Origin of the sequence: Acetobacter sp. AC2005, from assembly GCF_037901235.1 — a bacterium.
Lineage (GTDB): Bacteria > Pseudomonadota > Alphaproteobacteria > Acetobacterales > Acetobacteraceae > Acetobacter > Acetobacter oryzoeni.
Genome location: NZ_CP149625.1, coordinates 1851324 through 1870693, shown reverse-complemented (window position 1 = coordinate 1870693; position 19370 = coordinate 1851324). Strand labels below are relative to the sequence as shown.

At 50.2% G+C, this 19370-nt stretch carries 20 protein-coding genes; 5 read left to right on the top strand and 15 right to left on the bottom strand.

What is annotated here, in order from left to right; translation table 11 throughout:
* Positions 1 to 59: 59 nt before the first annotated feature.
* Together QQM41_RS09000 and QQM41_RS08995 are read right to left on the bottom strand one after the other, a co-directional pair.
* The gene (locus QQM41_RS09000; RefSeq protein ID WP_339076918.1) at positions 60 to 1136 is read right to left on the bottom strand and encodes a putative zinc-binding metallopeptidase; all 1077 of its coding nucleotides are present in this window, start codon (positions 1134 to 1136) and stop codon (positions 60 to 62) included.
* Positions 1133 to 1969: a transglutaminase family protein gene (locus QQM41_RS08995; protein WP_339076917.1), complete on the bottom strand. Its 837-nt coding sequence runs from the start codon at positions 1967 to 1969 to the stop codon at positions 1133 to 1135. The genes QQM41_RS09000 and QQM41_RS08995 overlap by 4 nt, the downstream gene beginning before the upstream one ends.
* A gap of 247 nt (positions 1970 to 2216) precedes the next feature.
* Here QQM41_RS08995 and QQM41_RS08990 point away from each other — a divergent pair, with 247 nt between their 5' ends.
* Both QQM41_RS08990 and QQM41_RS08985 read left to right on the top strand, forming a co-directional pair.
* Positions 2217 to 3695, top strand: coding sequence for a circularly permuted type 2 ATP-grasp protein (locus QQM41_RS08990; RefSeq protein ID WP_128105759.1), 1479 nt, complete (start codon positions 2217 to 2219; stop codon positions 3693 to 3695).
* Entirely contained in the window at positions 3695 to 4699 is a 1005-nt protein-coding gene (locus QQM41_RS08985; protein WP_196332619.1) for an alpha-E domain-containing protein, read from the top strand. The genes QQM41_RS08990 and QQM41_RS08985 overlap by 1 nt, the downstream gene beginning before the upstream one ends.
* 46 nt (positions 4700 to 4745) lie before the next feature.
* On the opposite strand, the gene nadC is transcribed toward QQM41_RS08985, so the two are convergent.
* The 3 genes from nadC to QQM41_RS08970 all read right to left on the bottom strand — a co-directional run bounded on the left by nadC (position 4746) and on the right by QQM41_RS08970 (position 7575).
* Positions 4746 to 5603, bottom strand: coding sequence for a carboxylating nicotinate-nucleotide diphosphorylase (nadC, locus tag QQM41_RS08980; protein WP_339076916.1), 858 nt, complete (start codon positions 5601 to 5603; stop codon positions 4746 to 4748).
* Between the two features lie 26 nt (positions 5604 to 5629).
* Complete coding sequence (gene nadA / locus QQM41_RS08975) at positions 5630 to 6610, bottom strand: quinolinate synthase NadA (protein ID WP_210350195.1); 981 nt, start codon at positions 6608 to 6610, stop codon at positions 5630 to 5632.
* Between the two features lie 80 nt (positions 6611 to 6690).
* Complete coding sequence (locus QQM41_RS08970; protein WP_210350197.1) at positions 6691 to 7575, bottom strand: NrtR DNA-binding winged helix domain-containing protein; 885 nt, start codon at positions 7573 to 7575, stop codon at positions 6691 to 6693.
* 257 nt (positions 7576 to 7832) lie between these two features.
* On the opposite strand from QQM41_RS08970, the gene QQM41_RS08965 reads away from it, so the two are divergent.
* Positions 7833 to 8465, top strand: coding sequence for a TetR/AcrR family transcriptional regulator (locus QQM41_RS08965; RefSeq protein WP_339076915.1), 633 nt, complete (start codon positions 7833 to 7835; stop codon positions 8463 to 8465).
* On the opposite strand, the gene QQM41_RS08960 is transcribed toward QQM41_RS08965, so the two are convergent.
* The 6 genes from QQM41_RS08960 to QQM41_RS08935 all read right to left on the bottom strand — a co-directional run bounded on the left by QQM41_RS08960 (position 8437) and on the right by QQM41_RS08935 (position 15136).
* Complete coding sequence (locus QQM41_RS08960) at positions 8437 to 9729, bottom strand: NAD(P)/FAD-dependent oxidoreductase (protein ID WP_339076914.1); 1293 nt, start codon at positions 9727 to 9729, stop codon at positions 8437 to 8439. The genes QQM41_RS08965 and QQM41_RS08960 overlap by 29 nt on opposite strands.
* A gap of 179 nt (positions 9730 to 9908) precedes the next feature.
* Positions 9909 to 11300 carry an NAD-dependent succinate-semialdehyde dehydrogenase gene (locus QQM41_RS08955; protein WP_128105765.1) on the bottom strand — a complete coding sequence of 464 codons (1392 nt, stop codon included), beginning with the start codon at positions 11298 to 11300 and terminating at the stop codon, positions 9909 to 9911.
* 457 nt (positions 11301 to 11757) lie between these two features.
* Positions 11758 to 12993 (bottom strand): MFS transporter, encoded by a 1236-nt coding sequence (locus QQM41_RS08950; protein ID WP_339076913.1) that lies wholly within the window; start codon positions 12991 to 12993, stop codon positions 11758 to 11760.
* Positions 12994 to 13018: 25 nt separating this feature from the next.
* Positions 13019 to 13420, bottom strand: a complete 402-nt coding sequence (locus QQM41_RS08945) for a heme-binding protein (RefSeq protein WP_050818397.1) — start codon at positions 13418 to 13420, stop codon at positions 13019 to 13021.
* Between the two features lie 175 nt (positions 13421 to 13595).
* A complete protein-coding gene (locus QQM41_RS08940) occupies positions 13596 to 14168 on the bottom strand; it encodes an NADPH-dependent FMN reductase (RefSeq protein WP_339076912.1) in 573 nt (190 codons plus the stop codon).
* Between the two features lie 98 nt (positions 14169 to 14266).
* A complete protein-coding gene (locus QQM41_RS08935) occupies positions 14267 to 15136 on the bottom strand; it encodes a pirin family protein (protein WP_339076911.1) in 870 nt (289 codons plus the stop codon).
* A 120-nt stretch (positions 15137 to 15256) separates the two neighbouring features.
* On the opposite strand from QQM41_RS08935, the gene QQM41_RS08930 reads away from it, so the two are divergent.
* Together QQM41_RS08930 and QQM41_RS08925 are read left to right on the top strand one after the other, a co-directional pair.
* Complete coding sequence (locus QQM41_RS08930; protein ID WP_339076910.1) at positions 15257 to 16183, top strand: LysR substrate-binding domain-containing protein; 927 nt, start codon at positions 15257 to 15259, stop codon at positions 16181 to 16183.
* Positions 16184 to 16357: 174 nt separating this feature from the next.
* Positions 16358 to 16507, top strand: a complete 150-nt coding sequence (locus QQM41_RS08925) for a hypothetical protein (RefSeq protein ID WP_339076909.1) — start codon at positions 16358 to 16360, stop codon at positions 16505 to 16507.
* Positions 16508 to 16581: 74 nt separating this feature from the next.
* Here the strand turns inward: QQM41_RS08925 and QQM41_RS08920 are convergent, their stop codons facing one another.
* The 4 genes from QQM41_RS08920 to QQM41_RS08905 all read right to left on the bottom strand — a co-directional run bounded on the left by QQM41_RS08920 (position 16582) and on the right by QQM41_RS08905 (position 19370).
* Positions 16582 to 17022 carry a biopolymer transporter ExbD gene (locus tag QQM41_RS08920; protein WP_012812288.1) on the bottom strand — a complete coding sequence of 147 codons (441 nt, stop codon included), beginning with the start codon at positions 17020 to 17022 and terminating at the stop codon, positions 16582 to 16584.
* 54 nt (positions 17023 to 17076) lie between these two features.
* Positions 17077 to 17496, bottom strand: coding sequence for a biopolymer transporter ExbD (locus QQM41_RS08915; RefSeq protein ID WP_128104741.1), 420 nt, complete (start codon positions 17494 to 17496; stop codon positions 17077 to 17079).
* Between the two features lie 29 nt (positions 17497 to 17525).
* Positions 17526 to 18536, bottom strand: a complete 1011-nt coding sequence (locus QQM41_RS08910; RefSeq protein ID WP_246860366.1) for a MotA/TolQ/ExbB proton channel family protein — start codon at positions 18534 to 18536, stop codon at positions 17526 to 17528.
* A 90-nt stretch (positions 18537 to 18626) separates the two neighbouring features.
* A complete protein-coding gene (locus QQM41_RS08905; RefSeq protein WP_080986835.1) occupies positions 18627 to 19370 on the bottom strand; it encodes an energy transducer TonB in 744 nt (247 codons plus the stop codon).

Genomic DNA, 19370 nt, shown 5'->3' with positions numbered 1-19370 from the left:
CTCCTTTGGCTGCATCGGGTTTTATTTTGCGTATATATCAAGCCCGCACACCCAAGAGTTTATGATTTATTCTGAGCCCCTCGAATAAGATCATGAATGAAATGCAGTTTGTGTAGAACACCCTGCGTTAACGTAAATGGATAAAAATCTGGCAAACCCATGGAACGATTCAAATTATTGACCGCATAAGTGAGTGGAACCCATGCGTCGATAATTTCCTCAAAAGGCATGGTTGTATATGGATCTCCATGCGGAGAAAGAGGAGCATCCCCACCAACTGTAGCACTTACCGTCATATCGTAAGCCAATGCTGTTTCTAGTGTAGAAACGATATGGAAGTAATGCGCCCATGTTTCCGCAAAATCTTCCCATGGGTGAGATGTCGCATAAAAGCTTACAAAATTCTCGCGCCAGTTCTGTGGGGGAGATTGCGCATAATAAGTTTGTAACGCAGCCTGATAATCTGCACGATCATCACCAAATACAGCACGGCAGGCTCCCAGCTTCCCACCGTCTCTTACCAGAACGTTCCAGTAATAATGCCCAATTTCATGGCGAAAATGCCCTAGCAGAGTACGGTAATATTCTCCCATTTCAATGCGCATCTTTTCACGGTAGGCATCATCTGCCTCCTTAGTGGCAATCGTGATAATGCCGTTGCTATGGCCTGTCATGACGGCAACAGAACCATCTGCCGCATCATCCAAAAAATCAAACGCCAAACCGTTTTCCGGGTCCTGCCGCCGGTTTTTAAATGGAAGCTTCAAACGCAGGATTGTGTAAAACATCCTGTGTTTTGCAACTTCCAGTTTGTACCAACGGTCTTTGTTTTCTGGCACATTCAGATTGGGGATCACGCGGTTAAATTGACAGGCAATACAGAACCCGGCAGATGCACCACTATCTGCGGCTAATGTCAGCCAGTTACACACGCCATAAGCATGATTGATACAAAAGGCATGCGTTTTCCCTTCTGCCTTTTCTTCCAAAGGCAACCATGTTCCATCGGCCTGAGGTTCTAGCACAGTCATGGCCGCAAGCTCTGGCAAATAGCCTACAGTAACACCACAGCACTCACATTGTGTCGCCTCAAACCCCACCAGATGGTTGCAGGATTGGCAGAAAAACCGTTTCATTGTTGGGGTAAGTGCTGCACTTGCATGAACACATCAAATACGGCTTTGCAACAATCCAACACGCCAGAAACTGGCGCTGCATCCTGCGGGGTATTTGCAACTGCCAACGGAATATGCCCTGCTCCTGCCAGAAAACCAGATGTGGTATCAAACCCAATCCAACCCTTTTGCGGGATAAGAACCTGCGCCCACGCGTGTAAGTCACCATTCAGGGTTGCAATCTTACCTTCCGCACATTCTTCCTGAATAAGATAACCGGAAACAAAGCGCGCCGAAAAACCAAGCTGACGCGCGGCACTTACCAGCAACCATGCGCTATCTCGGCAAGAACCGCTTGCACGCTGCAATGTTTCCTCTGCCGTCCAGACCCCCGGCTCCATACGCCGTTGGTATTGAATCCGCTGTGCGATAAGCTGGTTAAGGGCTTTTATTTTATCCAAAGGGTTTTGCGCGGCCAGAACCTGATGCGCACCTATGAGTGATTGCATATTCTCACTTATATGCTGCGGCGTTTGCCCATTTCCCTCATTCACAGGTTCCGGGCCTATAGCTGTATCAGCAAGAGGATCATACGGCGTAAGATCCACCATCAGCGCAACTTCAATATCAAACTGCGTCACCTGATCAGCACATTCAACACATGCAATCTGATTGCCCAACGCATCCTGTGTCCAATTTACCAAGCATTCTGCTGGTTGCACATGTAGGTTATACGAGAGCACAGGTGTGCGGGAATATAGCGTAGGGCGTAGCCGAATTGTTTGTGGCCCCATGCTGACGGGCCTATCATACCGATAGCAGGTTCGATGCGTCAGCATAACGTGAGAACTCATCAAACCCTAACCCTGTCTTTTATCTTATTTATGGCAAGCATTGTTGCCTCGTTCAACAAGAACACACACTTGTAGCGTAAAACCATAGCAGCATGGTCTGCACATGCAATACATATCCAACGCAATCAAAAACTTGCTCAAGTAGCCCCTTTTTTAGACTTGGCAAACATCTGGAAACCTGTTCAGTTAATTCGGTAGTGAAACAAGTTGAGGCCACACTGGCCGCCAGCCTGACGGGAGAGAAACCATGACACCAACAGCCCTGCATGCTCCCCCTCAGGCCACTTCCTCAGGATTACTGGATAATTACCACATCCCTGATTTTTTCTGCGAGTTGATGAATCGGCGTGATCCAACGCCTGCCACCCTACAATGTGTAAAAGACCGGCTTGCAGCACTCAGTCTGTCAGAACTGCGCCGCCGAACGCAGGCAGCAGAGGCCCAGCTCTACCGCATGGGCATTACCTTTACAGTGTATTCAGATAAGGAAGCGATTGACCGTATTCTGCCGTTTGATGCCATCCCCCGCGTTATTACCGCACAAGAGTGGGACCACGTAGAGCGGGGTGTGCAGCAGCGTATTCAGGCTATCAATCTGTTTTTGCATGATATTTACCATGATCGAAACATCCTGCGTGATGGCATATTACCCGCCGAACTAGTGCTGAATAACCCCAATTACTGTGAGGCCATGGTGGGGGTAGATGTTCCGGGCGGCGTTTATGTGCATATCAACGGCACGGATCTGATACGGGACGATAACGGCCAGTTTCTGATTCTGGAAGATAATGCCCGTACGCCCTCCGGCGTATCCTACGTTATTGAAAACAGGCATATGATGCTACGCCTTATGCCGGATCTGGCATCAGGCCTGCCCATTCGCTCGGTTGAAGAATATGGCCTGCGCCTACACCAGACCTTGTGTGAAGTGGCCCCAGAAGGCGTAGTTGATCCACAAGTCGTTCTTCTTTCTCCCGGCATTTATAATTCTGCTTACTTTGAGCATGTTTTCCTCTCGCGCGAGATGGGCGTGCCCCTTGTGGAAGGTAAAGATCTGTTTGTTGAAAACCATCGGGTGTTTATGCGCACGGTTAACGGCCCGCGGGCCGTACATGCCATTTATCGCCGCCTGAATGATGATTTTTTGGACCCACTCGCGTTTAACCCAAACAGCTTGTTGGGCGTTCCCGGATTGGTAGAAGCGTATAGACGTGGCAACGTCACGCTCGCTAATGCCTTAGGCACAGGTGTGGCTGACGATAAAGCCGTATATGCTTATATGCCGCGCATTATTCGGTACTATTTAGGGCAAGACCCCATTCTGCAAAGTGTTGAAACGCATATCTGCGCAGAACCAGACGGCCTTGCCTATACGTTAGCCAATCTGAACAAGCTGGTTATAAAACCTGTTGGGGAATCAGGGGGATATGGCCTGTTAATTGGCCCGCACGCCAGCCAGAAAGAACTGGCAGATTTTAGAGAAAAATTATTGGCTGATCCTTCCAACTATATCAGCCAACCCGTTATCAATCTGTCTGTCACCCCCACCCTCTGCCCAGATGGCGTGGAAGCCCGGCATGTGGACCTGCGCCCCTTTGCCTTAACCGGTCGCTCTGTATGGGTTTTGCCCGGTGGTTTGGCCCGTGTGGCACTCCGCAAAGGGTCTCTGGTGGTGAATTCATCTCAGGGTGGTGGTTCTAAAGATACATGGGTGATGGCATCATGATGAACGAAACACAGGGCCACCTGCTCTCTCGCTACGCCGAATGCATGATGTGGCTGGCACGCTATATGGAGCGCACAGAAAATCTGGCCCGCCTTCTGGAGGTAACAGAAACATTTGTGCGCGATGCCAACGGCCAGATTGCATGGCATTCCATTGTGCAAATTAACTCGGACGAGCAAACTTTTCTTGCCCTACATCCATCAGGCGATGCAGACGCTGTCGCCAGCTTTTATCTGACAGAACAGGCTAACCCGGCTTCTATCTGCGCAACTGCCCACGCGATACGTGAAAATGCGCGTGCTGTTCGCCCTTTGGTTTCTATTGAAATGTGGACACAGTTAAATGTGTTCACGCGCTGGGTTCTGGATCTAAAAGAAAAGGACATTTATCAAAACAGCCTTTCAAGCCTGTGCACACATATCAAACAGGATTGTCAGGCTCATTTTGGTATTACAGAAGGTACGCTTTACCGCGATCAGGCATGGCTTTTTTACAAACTCGGCAAAACGCTTGAGCGGTGCGACCAAATTACGCGCTTGGTAGATATTCGCTACCATATGCTGCTGCCGCAGGGAGAGGCTCCCGGTTCTGAAATCGACATCACGCAATGGACAGCTGTATTGCGTTCTGCCGCAGCCTACCATGCTTTCCGACGCTTGCGGCCTGTTACAATTACGCCTGCCAATATTGTAGGCTTCTTGTTAAAGAATGAGGGTTTCTGCCGGTCCTTAGCCACCAATTTGCGCTTGATGGATGAAACACTTGCGCTTTTAGCCTCTTACCCCGGTTTGCGTTCACGTTGCAGCCAACTACAGGAATGTGTTGCAGAACTGCGCGTGACCCTTGCTGATCAAACTGCAGAAGATATTATTATTCGTGGCTTACATGATTACATGAGTTGGATACAACAGCAGCTTGCACAGCTACAGGGGCAGATTGCATTGGAATTCTGGCCTCCTGTTTCAGTTGTATCCGTTCAGGCAGATTTTCAGATGCAAGCCTAAGATTGGTTGCATAGAGTATAAAGCTTTTGGATATAATTTTGGAAAACTAGATGTAATCCAAACCAATATCCAAAGCTTTTACGCTATGGGTTAGCCACCCTGCGGAAATAACATCCACTCCGGTTTCAGCAACAGCACGCACTGTTTCATGCGTAATCCCGCCTGATGCCTCGGCTATGGCAGAGCCATTAATCATACTGACAGCTTTGCGCAGAGTGTCCGTATCCATATTATCCAGCAGATAGGCATCAGCACCGCCGCAGGCTAGAGCAGTTTTTAACTGTTGAAGCGTATCTACCTCAAGTTCGATTTTCATAAGATGGCCTGTTCGCTCACGCGCTTTTTGCAAAGCCACATCAACCCGTCCACCACACAAGGCAAGGTGATTATCCTTGATCAAAATAGCATCATCTAACCGAAAACGATGATTGCCACCCCCTCCCGCCTTTACAGCATATTTTTGCAAAGCCCTTAAACCCGGCAGTGTTTTACGGGTGCAGCAAATAACAGCTTTTGTGCCCGCCACTGCATCCACCATCTGGCGTGTTTGAGTGGCAATACCACTCAGATGCGAGAGGATATTCAGGGCTGTCCGCTCTCCTGCCAGAACAGTTAGGGCATCACCTTCTACTTCGGCAATTACATCACCAATGGCCAGCCTGTCCCCATCCTGCTTGAGGGTACGAAACTGCACATGCTCGTCCAACAAAGCAAAAGCTTGCCGTGCGCCTTCAAGCCCCGCAATAACACCTGGATGACGCGCACAAAATACTGCGCGTATTTTCTGCCCCGGCGTTACCAATGCTTGCGTGGTAATATCTCCTCCCTGCCCCAGATCTTCAAACAATGCGGCTTGAACAACAGGTTTCCATAACAAAGCAGGAAAATGGCATGTGTAAGACATATGTATGAAAGCTCCTATCCTAGCCTTTAAACACGCAGCATACGCTCAACAGCCAAACGGGCACGCTCTTGCAAGGCTTCTGGAATAACAACCTCGGCCTCCAGATTTTCCAAAGACTTTCGGATAGCGGGCAATGTAATCCGCTTCATATGCGGGCACAGATTACACGGCCGCACAAAAGTTGTGTTTGGATATTCTGCCGCCAAATTATCACTCATAGAACATTCTGTTACCAGAAGAACTTTTTCGGGTTTTTCTTGCGCAATATAGGTAATCATCTGGGCAGTGGAGCCCGAATAATCTGCCGCTGCCACTACTTCTGGCGGGCATTCAGGATGCGCAACAACTTTAACCCCTGGATGCATACGCCGATACTGCCGAATTTCTTGCGGGGTAAACCGTTCATGCACCTCACAATGTGCTGGCCATGTTATCATTTCAATTCCGGTTTCAGCCTGAATATTACGGGCCAGAAACTCATCTGGAATCATGATGACACGCGGAACGTTCAGACTTTCCACCACCTTGCGCGCATTGCCTGAAGTGCAGCAGATATCGCTTTCGGCCTTAACTGCGGCCGTGCTGTTCACATAAGTTACAACAGGCACACCGGGATACGCTTGTTTAAGGCTACGCACATTCTCGGCTGTAATGCCTTCCGCCAAAGAACAACCTGCAGCTACATCTGGAATAAGAACTTTCTTTTCTGCATTCAGCAATTTGGCTGTTTCTGCCATAAAATGCACGCCAGCCATAAGAATGATATCGGCATCTATATTCTGCGCTGCACGTGCAAGAGCGAGGCTATCGCCCCGTATATCAGCCACACAATGAAAGATTTCTGGCGTTTGATAGTTATGCGCGAGAATAACGGCATTATGCTGCTTTTTAAGGCGTATAATCGCCTCAATATCCGCTGCATACCGTTCTTCCCACAAATCTCGTGCCATAATGCTGGCTACAGGCTGATACAGAGTATCCCTGTCTGGAACATTGACGACCAACATGAATACCCTCCCGTGCGGTACATATGCTCAATTTGAGTATATGTACCGCACGGGAAAAACAAGCACTTTGAACCTACTTTTTATAACAATGGCGTTAGCGGCAATTTAGCGCCGGCCAGATAGCAGTTCTGCCCTGCTTCTGGCCGGAAACAGTATAGTTTTGCAGGCCGCCCCTGCTGAGGCACATCAAAATTACCCGTTTCTTCCACCAGCTTTTGCTGCAAAACCAGGCGTCTGAAGTTTTGCTTGTGCATCCAACAACCCGCCAATGCTTCCATGGCCAGCTGAAGCTGCAACAATGTAAATGTCTGTGGCAACAGATCGAATACAACCGCTGTATAGCGAATTTTAGCCCGCACGCGCGAAAGAGCTGTCGCCAAAACGCGCCTATAATCTGCCTGCATTGGCAAACCTAATTGAAGTTGTCCTTCAAAATGTTTGGCTTCGTGCACCAAACCAGCTTCCCACAAAAGTTCGTAACGATCTAAAGCCAGTTCATCGTTCCATGGATACGGAGAAAGGCCAAACAGTCTGGCGCATCTTTGCTGTTTGGCAGAACTCTTCCCGGCCCAATTTTTCAGTAATAAAATGATACTTTCCAGGAGAGTTTGAGCTTCTGGATTTCTCCGATCCTCCCACGGAAAGTAATCATATAGGGAACGCTCTGCTATTGTCTGATCTGCATTGGAACTGATCAGAGCCATATAGGAAATACGCACCAAACGGCTTTTATCTGCCACCTGTGTATCTGCAAACGTATAAAGCTGTTCTGTATGGCCCAATACCACGCCCGTTTGCTGCTCCACCCATCGGCATAGTTCCTTTTGCAAGGAATGACCGCCCAAGGTTAACGGGCCAGATGGTAAGGCCTGACCATTTTCCAGCGTGAGCACACAAGGCGTATCCTTTCTGACATTCAAAAGAACGGCTACAAGCTCTGCCCTGCAAAACGCTGTCTGTTTCATGAAGCCTCAATAATGGAGCAAAAATGAAAATATCATGGATGAAATCTGCATACTCATTTTTCATATGGGCGTGAAGATTCCACACAAAAAAACAGATATTCTTAACAATGTTTCCACTGCAATATTTTCCAAATGCACATGTCTCGTGATATTATACAAAGACATCATTCATTTCTGGCATCTTCAGGCTGATATTTGTGCTTGTTTAGATAAAGATATAGAAACTTTTTGAAAGAAATCAGGATATTCCCGCGCCCATGAAGACGCCTACAAAACATGATATCGCAAAAAAGAAAATTGTAGATTCAGCACGCGCGCTTATTGCTGAACGCGGATTTTCGGCAGTGGGCCTTTCGCAAATTCTAGAAGTTGCGGGTATTCCCAAGGGTTCATTTTACCATTATTTTGCATCTAAAGAGGCGTTTGGAGAGGAACTTCTCCGCTCTTACATGCATGATTATTTAATAAATATTCATGCGCTCTTTGCCACACCAGATAAAAATGGTGCGCAAAAGTTATTTTCTTATCTAGATTTCTGGCGCTGTTCACATATCAAAGGGCAAGTTGGGGATAAATGCCTGATTGTTAAACTGGCCGCAGAGGTTTCTGATATATCAGAACGCATGCGCCGTATTATGGAAACCGGCACAGCTTCTGTTATCACCCATGTCTCTCAAGTTATCAAAATAGGACAGGAGGACGGGTCTGTACACTCCGCCCTACCTGCCCATAAACTTGCATCATCACTCTATCAGCTCTGGCTGGGTGCAACCTTAATGACAAAAATTACCCATTCATCCCATCCAATGGATGAAGCATGGCAAACTTCGCTCACGCTTCTTGGTTGCACCGCAGACCAGATCAATCCAGCCGCACGGAAGGGCGAATAACGGTTTCCACCATATCAGCAAAGATGGAAGCCAAGCCGCGTATCCAGCCAAACAGTTCTATCTGGTGCTGACGATACAGCATGATATGCCCAATACGGGCTGAAAGCCCATGCAGCATACCGCCCCCCATAACGCGGCCACCCGGCAGAGCGGCCCAGCCATTGTAATTACCCAATGCAACAATGGCGCCTTTGTTATGGAAGATGCAGGAAGGCACTTCCTTACCGCTTTCCAGCCATGCTGGCAGATGCTGTGCCAGATGATGCGCCTGCTGGCGAGCAACCTGTGCCGTAGCGGGCAGCGGATCATCTACAATGTAAGAACAATCCCCCATTGCAAAAATACGATCATCATCAACAGAACACAGGTTGGGTTTGACGTTGATCTGCCCAGAACGGCTTAGGGAAAGGCCGCCATAGGTTTTTGTCACCTCCGGCGCCTTCACACCGGCGGCCCATACGCGCAGGGTAGCTGGCACATGTGTGCCATCTTTAAGCGTAAACCCTGTGGGATCAGCCGCAGCAACACGCGCAGATGTGCGCACATTCACACCAATCCGCTCCAGTTCCTGCTGCGCTGCTATGGAAACAGATTCTGGAAAGGCAGGAAGAATACGTGCGCCAGACTGTAACAAAGTAATGCTCAGTTTTGGCGGTGCCTTGCCAAATGCATGCAAGCTGACCGGGTCAACAATCTCAAGAGATTTATGAAGTTCCGCAGCGAGCTGAGTGCCTGTGGCTCCACCCCGAACAATAGCAATATCCAATTCGGAATTATCAGCAAATGACTTCAGAATTTCCATTCTGAACTTTTCATTAAAAGCATTTGCTTCAACAAGATTATCAATAAACAGACAATTTTCCAGTACACCGGGGGTGCCAAAATCATTGGCGCGGCTTCCGATGGACAGCACAATGGCATCATACGTCATGGTTCTACTATCCAGAACCTTGCTGCCGTCTGATGCATGTAGGGGGCTTAAAACAACTTCCCGCTTTTCTCTATCAATAGAAACAACTTCACCAGGCCAGAATTCAAAATTGTGGCTGCTGGCTTGTGCCATAAAACTGATGCGGTCATTTTCATTCTGCACTGTGCCTGCGGCAAAGCAATGCAGCATGGGCTTCCATACATGTGAAAAGCTTTTATCAATAAGCGTGATACGTGCTTTTCCATGCCGGCCAAGTGTTTTACCCAGACGCGTTGCAAGGGCAAGTCCTGCCACTCCGCCACCGACAATAAGAATTTCAGACTTGGACGACATCAGGTTTACATGCCTCTTTCAGGAAGTAAGCGGGAGATAACGTTATATTTTGAGATGAATATTTTTATTAAAAAGAATTATTTTGTTATTACACTATATAATTCTAATTACTTATATTTCTTATACTATAACTATTCTGTGAAAGCAGGCGCCTTTACAGGCGCCTGCTAACAGTATGATCAGAACGGTGCGTCGATATCGACCGTGTTGATCAGCTTGTGGTTCACGAACTCTTTGATACCAAGACCAATCAGTTCACGACCATAACCGGAGTTTTTAATACCACCGAAGGGCAGATCTGCCTTAGGCACCAGCGGATGGTTGATGAACACCATACCCGTGCGGATTTTTGCAGCCACACGTGCACCGCGTGCTTCGTCTTTAGTGAAGACCGAGCCACCAAGACCATAAGGAGAATCATTGGCAATGCGGATTGCATCGTTCTCGTCTTTTGCACGATACAACTGCGTTACCGGGCCAAAGAATTCCCAATGGCGGGCTGCGTTATCACCGTCCAGACCGGTCATCAGCAGCGGACGGAAGAAAGCACCCTTACCAGGAACTTCTGGCCCAATTACTTCAACCTTCGCACCATGCTTGATGGCTTCTGTCACCTGGCGATGCAGATCATCCATAGCGCCTTTGGAGCACAGAGGTGCCAGCGTTGTGGAAGGATCCATCGGGTCACCAGCTTTCAGCTCGGAAACACCCTTTTTGTACAGTTCCAGGAAGCGATCATAAATGGAATCAGCAACAATCAGACGCTTGGCAGATACACATACCTGGCCAGCATTCCAATGGCGGCCAATAACGGCCCATTTAGCAGCTTTTTCTACGTCGGCATCGTCCAGAACAATAAAGGCGTCTGCGCCGCCCAGTTCCATGGTTGCCTTTTTCAGGGCTTTACCAGCAACACCAGCAATAATGGTGCCTGCGCCTTCAGAGCCTGTTAGTGCCACACCGCAAACGCGGGGGTCATTCAGGATAACTTCTGTGTGGCGGCGTGCTGTATAAAGGTTACGGAACAGACCTTTTGGCAGGCCAGCTTCGTTCATCAGCTCTTCACATGCAGCAGCGCACTGCGGCAGGTTGGAAGCATGCTTAAGCAGAACAGCGTTACCAGCAGAAAGCTGCGGCGCAATAATGCGAACAACCTGATAGAACGGGAAGTTCCATGGCTCAATTGCCAGCACAATACCCAGAGGTTCGTGCACCAGAACAGCCTTGCCTTCAGCCGGATCAGCAACCGGCAGAGATTCCGGCTTCAGCAGCTCTTCTGCATATTTTGCATAGTATTCGAAAATTTCAGCAGAAAGAATAACTTCTGCTTTGGACTCTGCAAACAGCTTGCCCATTTCCAGCGTGCCCAGACGGGCATACTTATCAACATCACGACGCAGAATGGCAGCTGCGGCATTCATAATACGAGCGCGTTCAGCAAAGGAGGTATCACGCCATTTTTCAAAAGCGGCATGAGCTTCGGACAGTGCGGTCTGAACTTCCTGATCTGTAGCTTCAGGAAAATTAGCAAGAACTTCCCCTGTATAGGGATTGGTTGTCGCGTACGCCATTTTTACCTCGTGAACAGTGAAATGGAAAAAGCAGAACGAGCCCGCAAATGCGGCATGCACCCGGCAGAGCAGAATGCTCTTATGTGTGGCATCGTCTCCCTCATCCAAAAAATAGACCGGTCAACTTTTATCGAGCAGGAAAATCCCTGATGGTAAAGTTCCATATACAAACTGGAAATATTCCTACCGAATCTGTATGGCCTGTTCTGGTTATCTGTATATGAACGGATATAGATGAAGTCAATTTATAATTAGACCAGTCGTCTTATAACTCTTATCCCATTTATGGTGGGATCGTATAAATGGGTTCAAGCAGGCATTATGCTTCTGCCCTCCCCCTTTCACCTTGCCATGTAGTAAATACAAAAAAGCTGGAAGGGATATTGCCCTTCCAGCTTAAAATGTTCGCACACAACTCAATATAAAATGCCGTCTCGGGCATTCTATCATAATCTATTTAGGAAATAGGTTGCCTGACTTCTTTCTGCCCACTCCGGCGCAACACCAGAATGGCCAGCAAATACACGACAAGACCACCAGCTGAGAGAACAGCGCCCCCAACACCCAGAGCAGAATACCCAAACTGATGTGCCAGCAACATGCTCCCCAGCGCTGCCCCCAATGCATTGGCAATATTAAATGCAGAGTGGTTAAGGGAAGCCGCCAAGGTTTGTGCATCCCCTGCAAAATCCATCAGACGTGTCTGCAATGCAGGCCCCAAACCATTTACAAAGGTTGGAATAAGAAAGACTGCAAGCGCCAAGAGCAACGGCTGATGCAAAACCGTAGAAAAGCCAAGCATCACAACTGCGCTCCCGCCAAGAGCCAGTATTGCAGCCAGATCCAACTTACGATCAACAAGCCATGCGCCCAGATTGGCCCCCACCAACATGCCCATGCCCCAGATAACCATGTACACCATAACGGACCATTCCGGCACATGCGTTACATTCTGCAGGATACTGGTAAGATAAGTATAAATGGCGAACATACCGCCAAAACCGATAGCTGCTGTAAGCAACGTAAGCAAAACCTGTGTGTTACCCATGGCAGAAACTTCTTTTAGCGGTGAGTTCTTGCGGTTGGGTTGATCTGCCGGAATATACCGCCACACCCCCAAAAAGGTAATGCAGCCAAATATACCGATAATAAGATAAGCCACACGCCAGCCAAAATGATCCGCCGCAAATGTAGAAAACGGTGCGCCGACCAAAGTAGAAATGGCAATACCAGACAGAACCCGCCCAACAGCCCATCCGCGGCGTGAACGCTCCACCATGGAAGCCGCAACAAGCGCAGAAATACCAAACAATGCCCCATGCGGCAGACCGGTAATAAACCGCGCCACTTCAACCAGTTCTGGCGTGGGCATGCAAATGCTCAGAAAATTCCCGAAACAAAACAACACCAACAAAGAAAGAAGGAGCTCTCTACGGGAAAGCCGCGCACCCAGAATTGTAATAAGTGGCGCGCCAATCACCACCCCCAAAGCATAGGCTGTAATGGCGTATCCTGCATCTGCCGCGGATAAATGTAAGGAACGAGCAAATTCTGGCAACATGCCCATAATGGCAAATTCACCAGTTCCCACAACAAAAGTGCCAAAAGTAAGAATAAATAGGGCTGCAGCACGACCATGAGGGGGTTCAATGAACGAGGTACTTGCGGGAGGAGGCTGAGGAGATGTGGTCATTTAAAAACTCAAAAACAAGATAGGATCAGTTATTTACGGCCTGCTTCATTGCAACACGCGCAATGGCAATATCATCTTCCGTTTTGGCGCCGGAAACACCTATGGCACCTAAAAAGGAACCATCAGTGGCTTTAATTACCAACCCACCACCAAAGCTGGTTAAACCACCGTTTGTATTTTCCAGTGTATAGGCCTCACCATTCGGGTGGCCTTTTGATGCAAAATCCGCACTGTCCATCTGAAACAGAGCCGCCGTGCGCGCCTTTTTCTGGCTGACATCAACCACACCTAATGGTGCCCCATCCATCCGGGCAAAAACCACTGGCCATGCAGCGGCATCTACAATGGAGACACATACATTCACGTTAAGCCGGCGTGCCTCTGCCAAGGCGGCATCCAGCATGGATAAAGCCATAGAAAGCTGCATGAAACAGAACTCCTGCACGAAGAAAAGCGCGCAGACTACTCATCTCGCTCTTAAATGAAAGAGAAATTATACACAAAACACATTTATTTAACGGCAATGAACATATTCTTGTTACAAATTGAGTGTGAGGCCCTTATTGGTTTTTTATTTTCGGCCCCACAATTCCTCCGATAGTCTATTTTTGTTCTCTACGTGCCAGATCTGCCAATGCCTGTATCTGGCGCGTAAGAAAAGCGCGTGTGCGCTCGTCTGTCAGTTCCAGCTTGTCTGTATCAAACTTATCCGCTGCCTGACCGATCATGGCTTCTGGCCTGTTCAGCACAAGAGCATCCATAAACACCATGCTCTGGCGTATGTGATACTGCGCACGTGCACCACCAATCATTCCGGGAGAAACCGTCTGTAATGCAACAGGCTTACGTGCAAATGGTTGCGGCGTAAGACGAGAAAGCCAATCAAGCGCGTTTTTCAGCACACCCGGCACGGAATAATTATATTCTGGCGTAACAATAATAACGCCGTCGGCTTTCCTAATCTGCTCCCCCATCGCAAGCACAGCAGCAGGAAAACCCTGCTCCTGCACATCCTGATTATAATGTGGAAACTCAGCAATGGACCCGAGTGCTGAAATAGTTATGCCCTCTGGCGCCAATGCAGGTAACGTGTGTGCCACAATACCGTTATAAGATGCCTTACGCAGGCTTCCCAACATCGTTACAAAATGTAGAGTTTCTTTTTCCTGCGTCATATTTTCTGCCCTAACTTGAAGTCATTATTGAACAATAGATCGCCATGGATGACATGACGTGCAGTCTGCACAATCGTTGCGTGCCATGGCATGAGGTATCAGGCTGAGATATTGCCAAAATGTCCGCTCTTGAAATCTTCAATCGCCTGACGGATTTCCTCCCGCGTGTTCATGACAAACGGTCCATATCCGGCAATAGGTTCATTCAACGGTGCGCCAGTTAAAACAAGAAAACTGGAAGGCTGGGTTGCTTGTAATGTTACCTCTGCCCCTTCCCTGTCCAGAAGCGCAAATTGTGCACTTCCCACTTCTTCCGCACCATTCACAATCAGCTTCCCTTCAAGTGAAACAATGGCTGCGTTATGCCCTGCTGGCAGAGGAAGTGTGATGTGTGCTCCTTCCTCCAGCTTCCCGTCCCACACATTCAGCGGAGAGAAAATACGCGCAGGACCGTGTTGGCCTTCATAATCTCCTGCAATAATACGCAAGCTGCCAGTATTACCCGGGAATATAACTGCCGGAATATTTCCTGCCTCTATGGTTTGGTAACCTGCCGGCACACCTTTGTCTTTGGCAGGCAAATTCACCCACAACTGCACCATCCGAAAATCTCCTCCCGTTTTTGCATAGGTTGGAGAATGAAATTCCTCATGCTGGATGCCGTTGCCTGCTGTCATCCACTGCACATCCCCGGGGCCAATAATACCGCCACCGCCAGATGAATCACGGTGTTCCACTTCACCATCATAAACAATGGTAACGGTTTCAAACCCTTTGTGTGGATGCTGGCCTACGCCGCGCCGCTTATCTGTGGGCGCAAATTTATGCGGGCCAGCATAATCTAACAGCAGAAACGGGCTCAGATGCTCACCAAAATCCGTATAGGAAAACAGAGAGCGTACGGGAAAACCATCACCAACCCAGTGCCCACGGTCATTTCCATAACGACCAAGAATTTTCTTCTGCATGACTTTTGTCCTGTCTGAAGCAAGAAGCGCTTTTGCGCCTTGTGTTGACATGAAACATGCACCTTTCTTATCGTCTTATAAAGATTCCTAAATAAAACATTGCGTTGCATGAGTAGGACGATGAGAGACCTTAACGACTTTGGATATTTTGTGCAGGTTGTAAAATATGGTGGTTTTTCTGCCGCTGCGCGTGCAACTGGCCTACAAAAATCTCTTCTCAGCCGCCGCATCCGCCTTTTGGAAGAACGCCTGCATACACGCCTGATCCAACGCTCATCACGCCACTTTAGTGTTACAGAAACAGGACATCGTTTTTACGAACACTGTATTGCCATGTTGGAGGAAGCAGACACGGCAGAGCGCTCTGTAGCTCAACTTCAAAGCGAGCCCTGTGGGCTTGTGCGCCTAAGCTGCCCTGTAGCCTTACTGAACTTTCAGTTTGGTGCCTTACTTGCCCGCTTTATCATGCTCTATCCGTCCGTAACGCTACAGCTTGAAAGCACCAACAGGCGCGTAGATGTTTTAAAAGAAGGCATGGACCTTGCAATACGCGTGCGGTTTCCGCCCATTGCATCATCCGATCTTGTAATGCGTACGCTTGATACCAGCACGCAATGTTTAATTGCAGCCCCTAGCCTTGTACCTCGCCCTCTGGCTTCTCCGGCTGATTTAAACGCTTTTCCCAGCCTGGATTTTCATACCACGCCGGGTTCTCACTCATGGTTGCTCGAAAATCAGGAAGGACAAACAGCGACCATTTTCCATGAACCACGATTGGCAACAGACGATATGGCTGTGCTACGTGAAGCTGCCCTTGTAGGCGCAGGTATTGTGCAAATGCCCACCATGATGGTTTGGCAGGATATTGAAGCAGGGCGCCTCGTACGTGTGCTTCCTGGCTGGCAGCCACAGGCAGGTATTATTCATGCAGTCTTTCCATCTCGCCGTGGGCTTGTACCCGCTGTTCGCGCTTTACTGGATTTTTTGGCCGAAGAATGCCGCACACAACGCAACCTGGCCACTGAAGTTTTTAAAACATCCCTCTGATACAAAAACATCTTTTCAAAACAGATAACAAAAACATTTTTCAGAATTGTAAAAACGGAAACCTTATTTGTCGGGAACGTTGTATCTACACGCCCTACACCAATCAGGCAGACACCCAAATATTCTGCCATTTTGGATGCGGCTTGTTCCACTACAATATGTATGAGGTTTGTTATGGCCGAAAAGAAAAACAAAGACAGCAAAAAGCAGGCTCAAGATGAAAAGCTTGATGAGGCTTTGGATGAAAGCTTTCCGGCTAGTGATCCGCCGTCTCAAACGGGTTTTACCGGAGATAAAGATCCGCCAAAAAAAACCAAGAAATAAGAATGTTTATCTTTAACGTGCCTTCACGATAGCTCTCTCTTTAGGCAAACATTCCTAAGGAGAGAGCTTTCTTATTACTTACCGTCAGCGAACTGTTCCTGTCCGACGATTCCGAGTTTTGTAACGCCGAGGCGCTGTGCGTCGGCCATGACGTGGATGACGGTTTTGTAGTCAGCCAGACGGTTGGGCTGGAGATGGAACTCCGGGCGGGAAGCCTCTGGCCCGCTGGCGATCTCACGCAGATGCGCCTGCAGATCGGCCTCGCCATTGATGGGCTGGCCATTCCAGGTCAGCGAGTTGTCAAAGTCCACAACCAGTGTCACCACAGGTGTTTCTTCCGTGCTGGGCGGCGGGTTGCCCTGCGGCAGATCAATCGAGACCGCCTGCGTCTGCAACGGGATGGTGATGATCAGCATGATCAGCAACACCAGCATCACGTCAATCAGCGGCGTGGTGTTGATATCAACAATGCCTTCATCTTCCGTTGTGCTCTCAGAGCCAACATTCATGCCCATGGCCTGTGCTCTCCCCCACAGGATGGGGTGGCGTGCTGCGCCACCCGCCCCTGCCTATTTCGGCTTTTCCGTAATGAAATCGATATGGCTGATGCCCGCTTCCTGACACGTCGCCACCAGACGGCCCACACTCTCATAGCGTGTGGTCACATCTCCGCGGATCTGGATCTGCGGCTGGGGCTTCTGCACCGCCGCCTTCTCCAGCCGGGCCAGAAGATCGGCCCGGTCCCTGATCGGCGTTTCATCCCAGAAGGTCTGACCATCCGCCGTGACTGCCAGAACCACATTGCTCAGCTTGGTCTGGGTTGGCTGGTTCATGTCCTTGGGCAGCTGCACCTTCACGGTATGTGTCGCCACCGGAATGGTGATCAGAAAGATGATCAGCAGCACCAGCATCACATCCACAAGCGGTGTGGTGTTGATGGCGGAGACGACGTCGTCTTCCCCGCCGCTATCGCCAACCTGCATGCCCATAAGCGTTCTCCTTGCCTTGACCTGAGCGATTAGCCGACGCGGTTGGAAACCGTGGCCGTGGTGGGGGAGTTATCCGGGCGCACCACAATCTGATCCACCGCAGCCCCATGACGCACGCCACCGATGAGGATGGACTGCAGGTCAGCGGCAAAGTCACGCACCAGGTCCATGGCTGTCTTGTTACGGCGCACCAGCAGGTTGTAGCCCAGAACGGCCGGCACAGCGGTGGCCAGACCAATGGCCGTCATGATCAGGGATTCACCCACAGGACCTGCCACCTTGTCGATGGAAGCCTGACCGGCAATGCCGATGGCTGTCAGCGCGTGGTAGATCCCCCACACCGTGCCGAACAGACCGATAAACGGAGAGGTGGAACCCACGGTGCCCAGAAAGGCCAGACCCTTTTGCAGGCTGTTCTGGATGTTGTTAACCGCGCGCTGGATGGACATGCCCGTCCAGCTATGCAGGTCAATGCTTTCCTGCATTGTGCCTTCATGGTGTTCGGCAGCCACGATACCGGTATCGGCGATGTAGCGGAACGGGGATGTGGAGGTGAGTGCGGAAGCACCTTCCTGAATGCTGTGCTTGGTCCAGAAGCTTTTGGTGGCTTCCTTGGCGGCGGCGAACAGGCGGGCCTGCTCGATGAACTTGGTGATCATGATATACCATGTGCCCAGGGACATGGTGAGCATGATCAGCAGCACGCCGCGGGCAATGATATCGCCATTGGACCACAGAGCACCCAGACCGTAGGGGTTGGCTTCTTCCTTGGTGTCTGCTGCCGCAGGTGGCGCCTGTTCAGCCGGGGCGCTGGCAGCAGGTGCAGGCGCTTCTGGCGCCGCAGGGGCTGGGGCTGCATCCGGTGTGGCGGCAGGTGCCGGTGCGGAAGATGGCGCCGCATCAGGAGCCGGGGCCGTGGCTGCGGGTGCTGCAGGAGCAGCATCCTGCGCAAAAGCCGCAACTGGGGCTGCAGTGCTCATCAGCAGCGCCAGAGCCGGAGCCGCAAGACCTGACACAAAAGAACGGGGCAGTCTGGTCATCTTCCTCATAATCCTCATCATCAGGGCCCGATCCGGCAGGGTATGGCCATTATGGGCCGGGCAATCCGTTATTGTGTTCGTAAGCTGATCTCAGTCATCCAGCTTGAAGTGGATGACATAGACCTTGTGCAGTTCCTTCACCGGCACACCATTGCGCATGGCCGGGCGATAACGGGCCTTGTGCACGTAATCCAACGCCGCCTGGGCAAAGGCCTGACCACCAGAGACCGACTGCACCTGGCAGTTGCTGGTCATGCCCGTGGGTTCCACATCACATGCGACCGTCACGCGGCCTTCAATGTTGTCTTCCTCCATTTCTGGGGGATAGACCGGCTGCACATGGTTAAGCGGTGCCGTTCCGGCCGTGGTGTCTGGCGCATCGGATGACGGTGCGCTAGCGGCAGGTTCGGTGGCGGCAGGTGGCGCCTTGGCCGTTTTGGTCTGTGGGGGTGCCGGATGTTTGGGGGGCGCCTTGGCCACATGCTTGATGGGCGGCTTGGGCGGCGGCGGCACCTTGATCTTGGGCGGTGGAATGAACGGCGGCGGCGGCTCTGCCATCACCGGCGGTGGTGGCGGCGGTGGAGGTGGCGGCGGTGGCGGCTGAGGTGGTGGCAGCACTTCCGTCTGGATGGGCGGGTGTTCAACGGGCACGCTCGCCTTCGTACCCATCCCATACATCAGCCCCCACACACCAGCTCCATGCAAAAGAAGAACCGCTATAAGCGCACCAGCCCCAACCGCACCACCAGCGCGAAGAACATAACGCTCCTTCCCCTCTGTTCGTTGAGCAGCGTCACTTTCCAGCTTTTCGGAGTGTTCTGAAATATTCTGCAT

Bases quoted from the DNA above. Each gene is read 5' to 3' on its own strand.
- QQM41_RS08905 (WP_080986835.1), bottom strand. From the start codon at position 19,370: ATGCAGAATATTTCAGAACACTCCGAAAAGCTGGAAAGTGACGCTGCT.
- QQM41_RS08910 (WP_246860366.1), bottom strand. From the start codon at position 18,536: ATGACCAGACTGCCCCGTTCTTTTGTGTCAGGTCTTGCGGCTCCGGCT.
- QQM41_RS08920 (WP_012812288.1), bottom strand. From the start codon at position 17,022: ATGGGCATGAATGTTGGCTCTGAGAGCACAACGGAAGATGAAGGCATT.
- QQM41_RS08990 (WP_128105759.1), top strand. From the start codon at position 2,217: ATGACACCAACAGCCCTGCATGCTCCCCCTCAGGCCACTTCCTCAGGA.
- QQM41_RS08955 (WP_128105765.1), bottom strand. From the start codon at position 11,300: ATGGCGTACGCGACAACCAATCCCTATACAGGGGAAGTTCTTGCTAAT.
- QQM41_RS08915 (WP_128104741.1), bottom strand. From the start codon at position 17,496: ATGGGCATGCAGGTTGGCGATAGCGGCGGGGAAGACGACGTCGTCTCC.
- QQM41_RS09000 (WP_339076918.1), bottom strand. From the start codon at position 1,136: ATGAAACGGTTTTTCTGCCAATCCTGCAACCATCTGGTGGGGTTTGAG.
- nadC (WP_339076916.1), bottom strand. From the start codon at position 5,603: ATGTCTTACACATGCCATTTTCCTGCTTTGTTATGGAAACCTGTTGTT.
- QQM41_RS08935 (WP_339076911.1), bottom strand. From the start codon at position 15,136: ATGCAGAAGAAAATTCTTGGTCGTTATGGAAATGACCGTGGGCACTGG.
- QQM41_RS08930 (WP_339076910.1), top strand. From the start codon at position 15,257: ATGAGAGACCTTAACGACTTTGGATATTTTGTGCAGGTTGTAAAATAT.
- QQM41_RS08940 (WP_339076912.1), bottom strand. From the start codon at position 14,168: ATGACGCAGGAAAAAGAAACTCTACATTTTGTAACGATGTTGGGAAGC.
- nadA (WP_210350195.1), bottom strand. From the start codon at position 6,610: ATGTTGGTCGTCAATGTTCCAGACAGGGATACTCTGTATCAGCCTGTA.
- QQM41_RS08925 (WP_339076909.1), top strand. From the start codon at position 16,358: ATGGCCGAAAAGAAAAACAAAGACAGCAAAAAGCAGGCTCAAGATGAA.
- QQM41_RS08945 (WP_050818397.1), bottom strand. From the start codon at position 13,420: ATGCAGCTTTCTATGGCTTTATCCATGCTGGATGCCGCCTTGGCAGAG.
- QQM41_RS08970 (WP_210350197.1), bottom strand. From the start codon at position 7,575: ATGAAACAGACAGCGTTTTGCAGGGCAGAGCTTGTAGCCGTTCTTTTG.
- QQM41_RS08995 (WP_339076917.1), bottom strand. From the start codon at position 1,969: ATGAGTTCTCACGTTATGCTGACGCATCGAACCTGCTATCGGTATGAT.
- QQM41_RS08960 (WP_339076914.1), bottom strand. From the start codon at position 9,729: ATGTCGTCCAAGTCTGAAATTCTTATTGTCGGTGGCGGAGTGGCAGGA.
- QQM41_RS08985 (WP_196332619.1), top strand. From the start codon at position 3,695: ATGAACGAAACACAGGGCCACCTGCTCTCTCGCTACGCCGAATGCATG.
- QQM41_RS08950 (WP_339076913.1), bottom strand. From the start codon at position 12,993: ATGACCACATCTCCTCAGCCTCCTCCCGCAAGTACCTCGTTCATTGAA.
- QQM41_RS08965 (WP_339076915.1), top strand. From the start codon at position 7,833: ATGAAGACGCCTACAAAACATGATATCGCAAAAAAGAAAATTGTAGAT.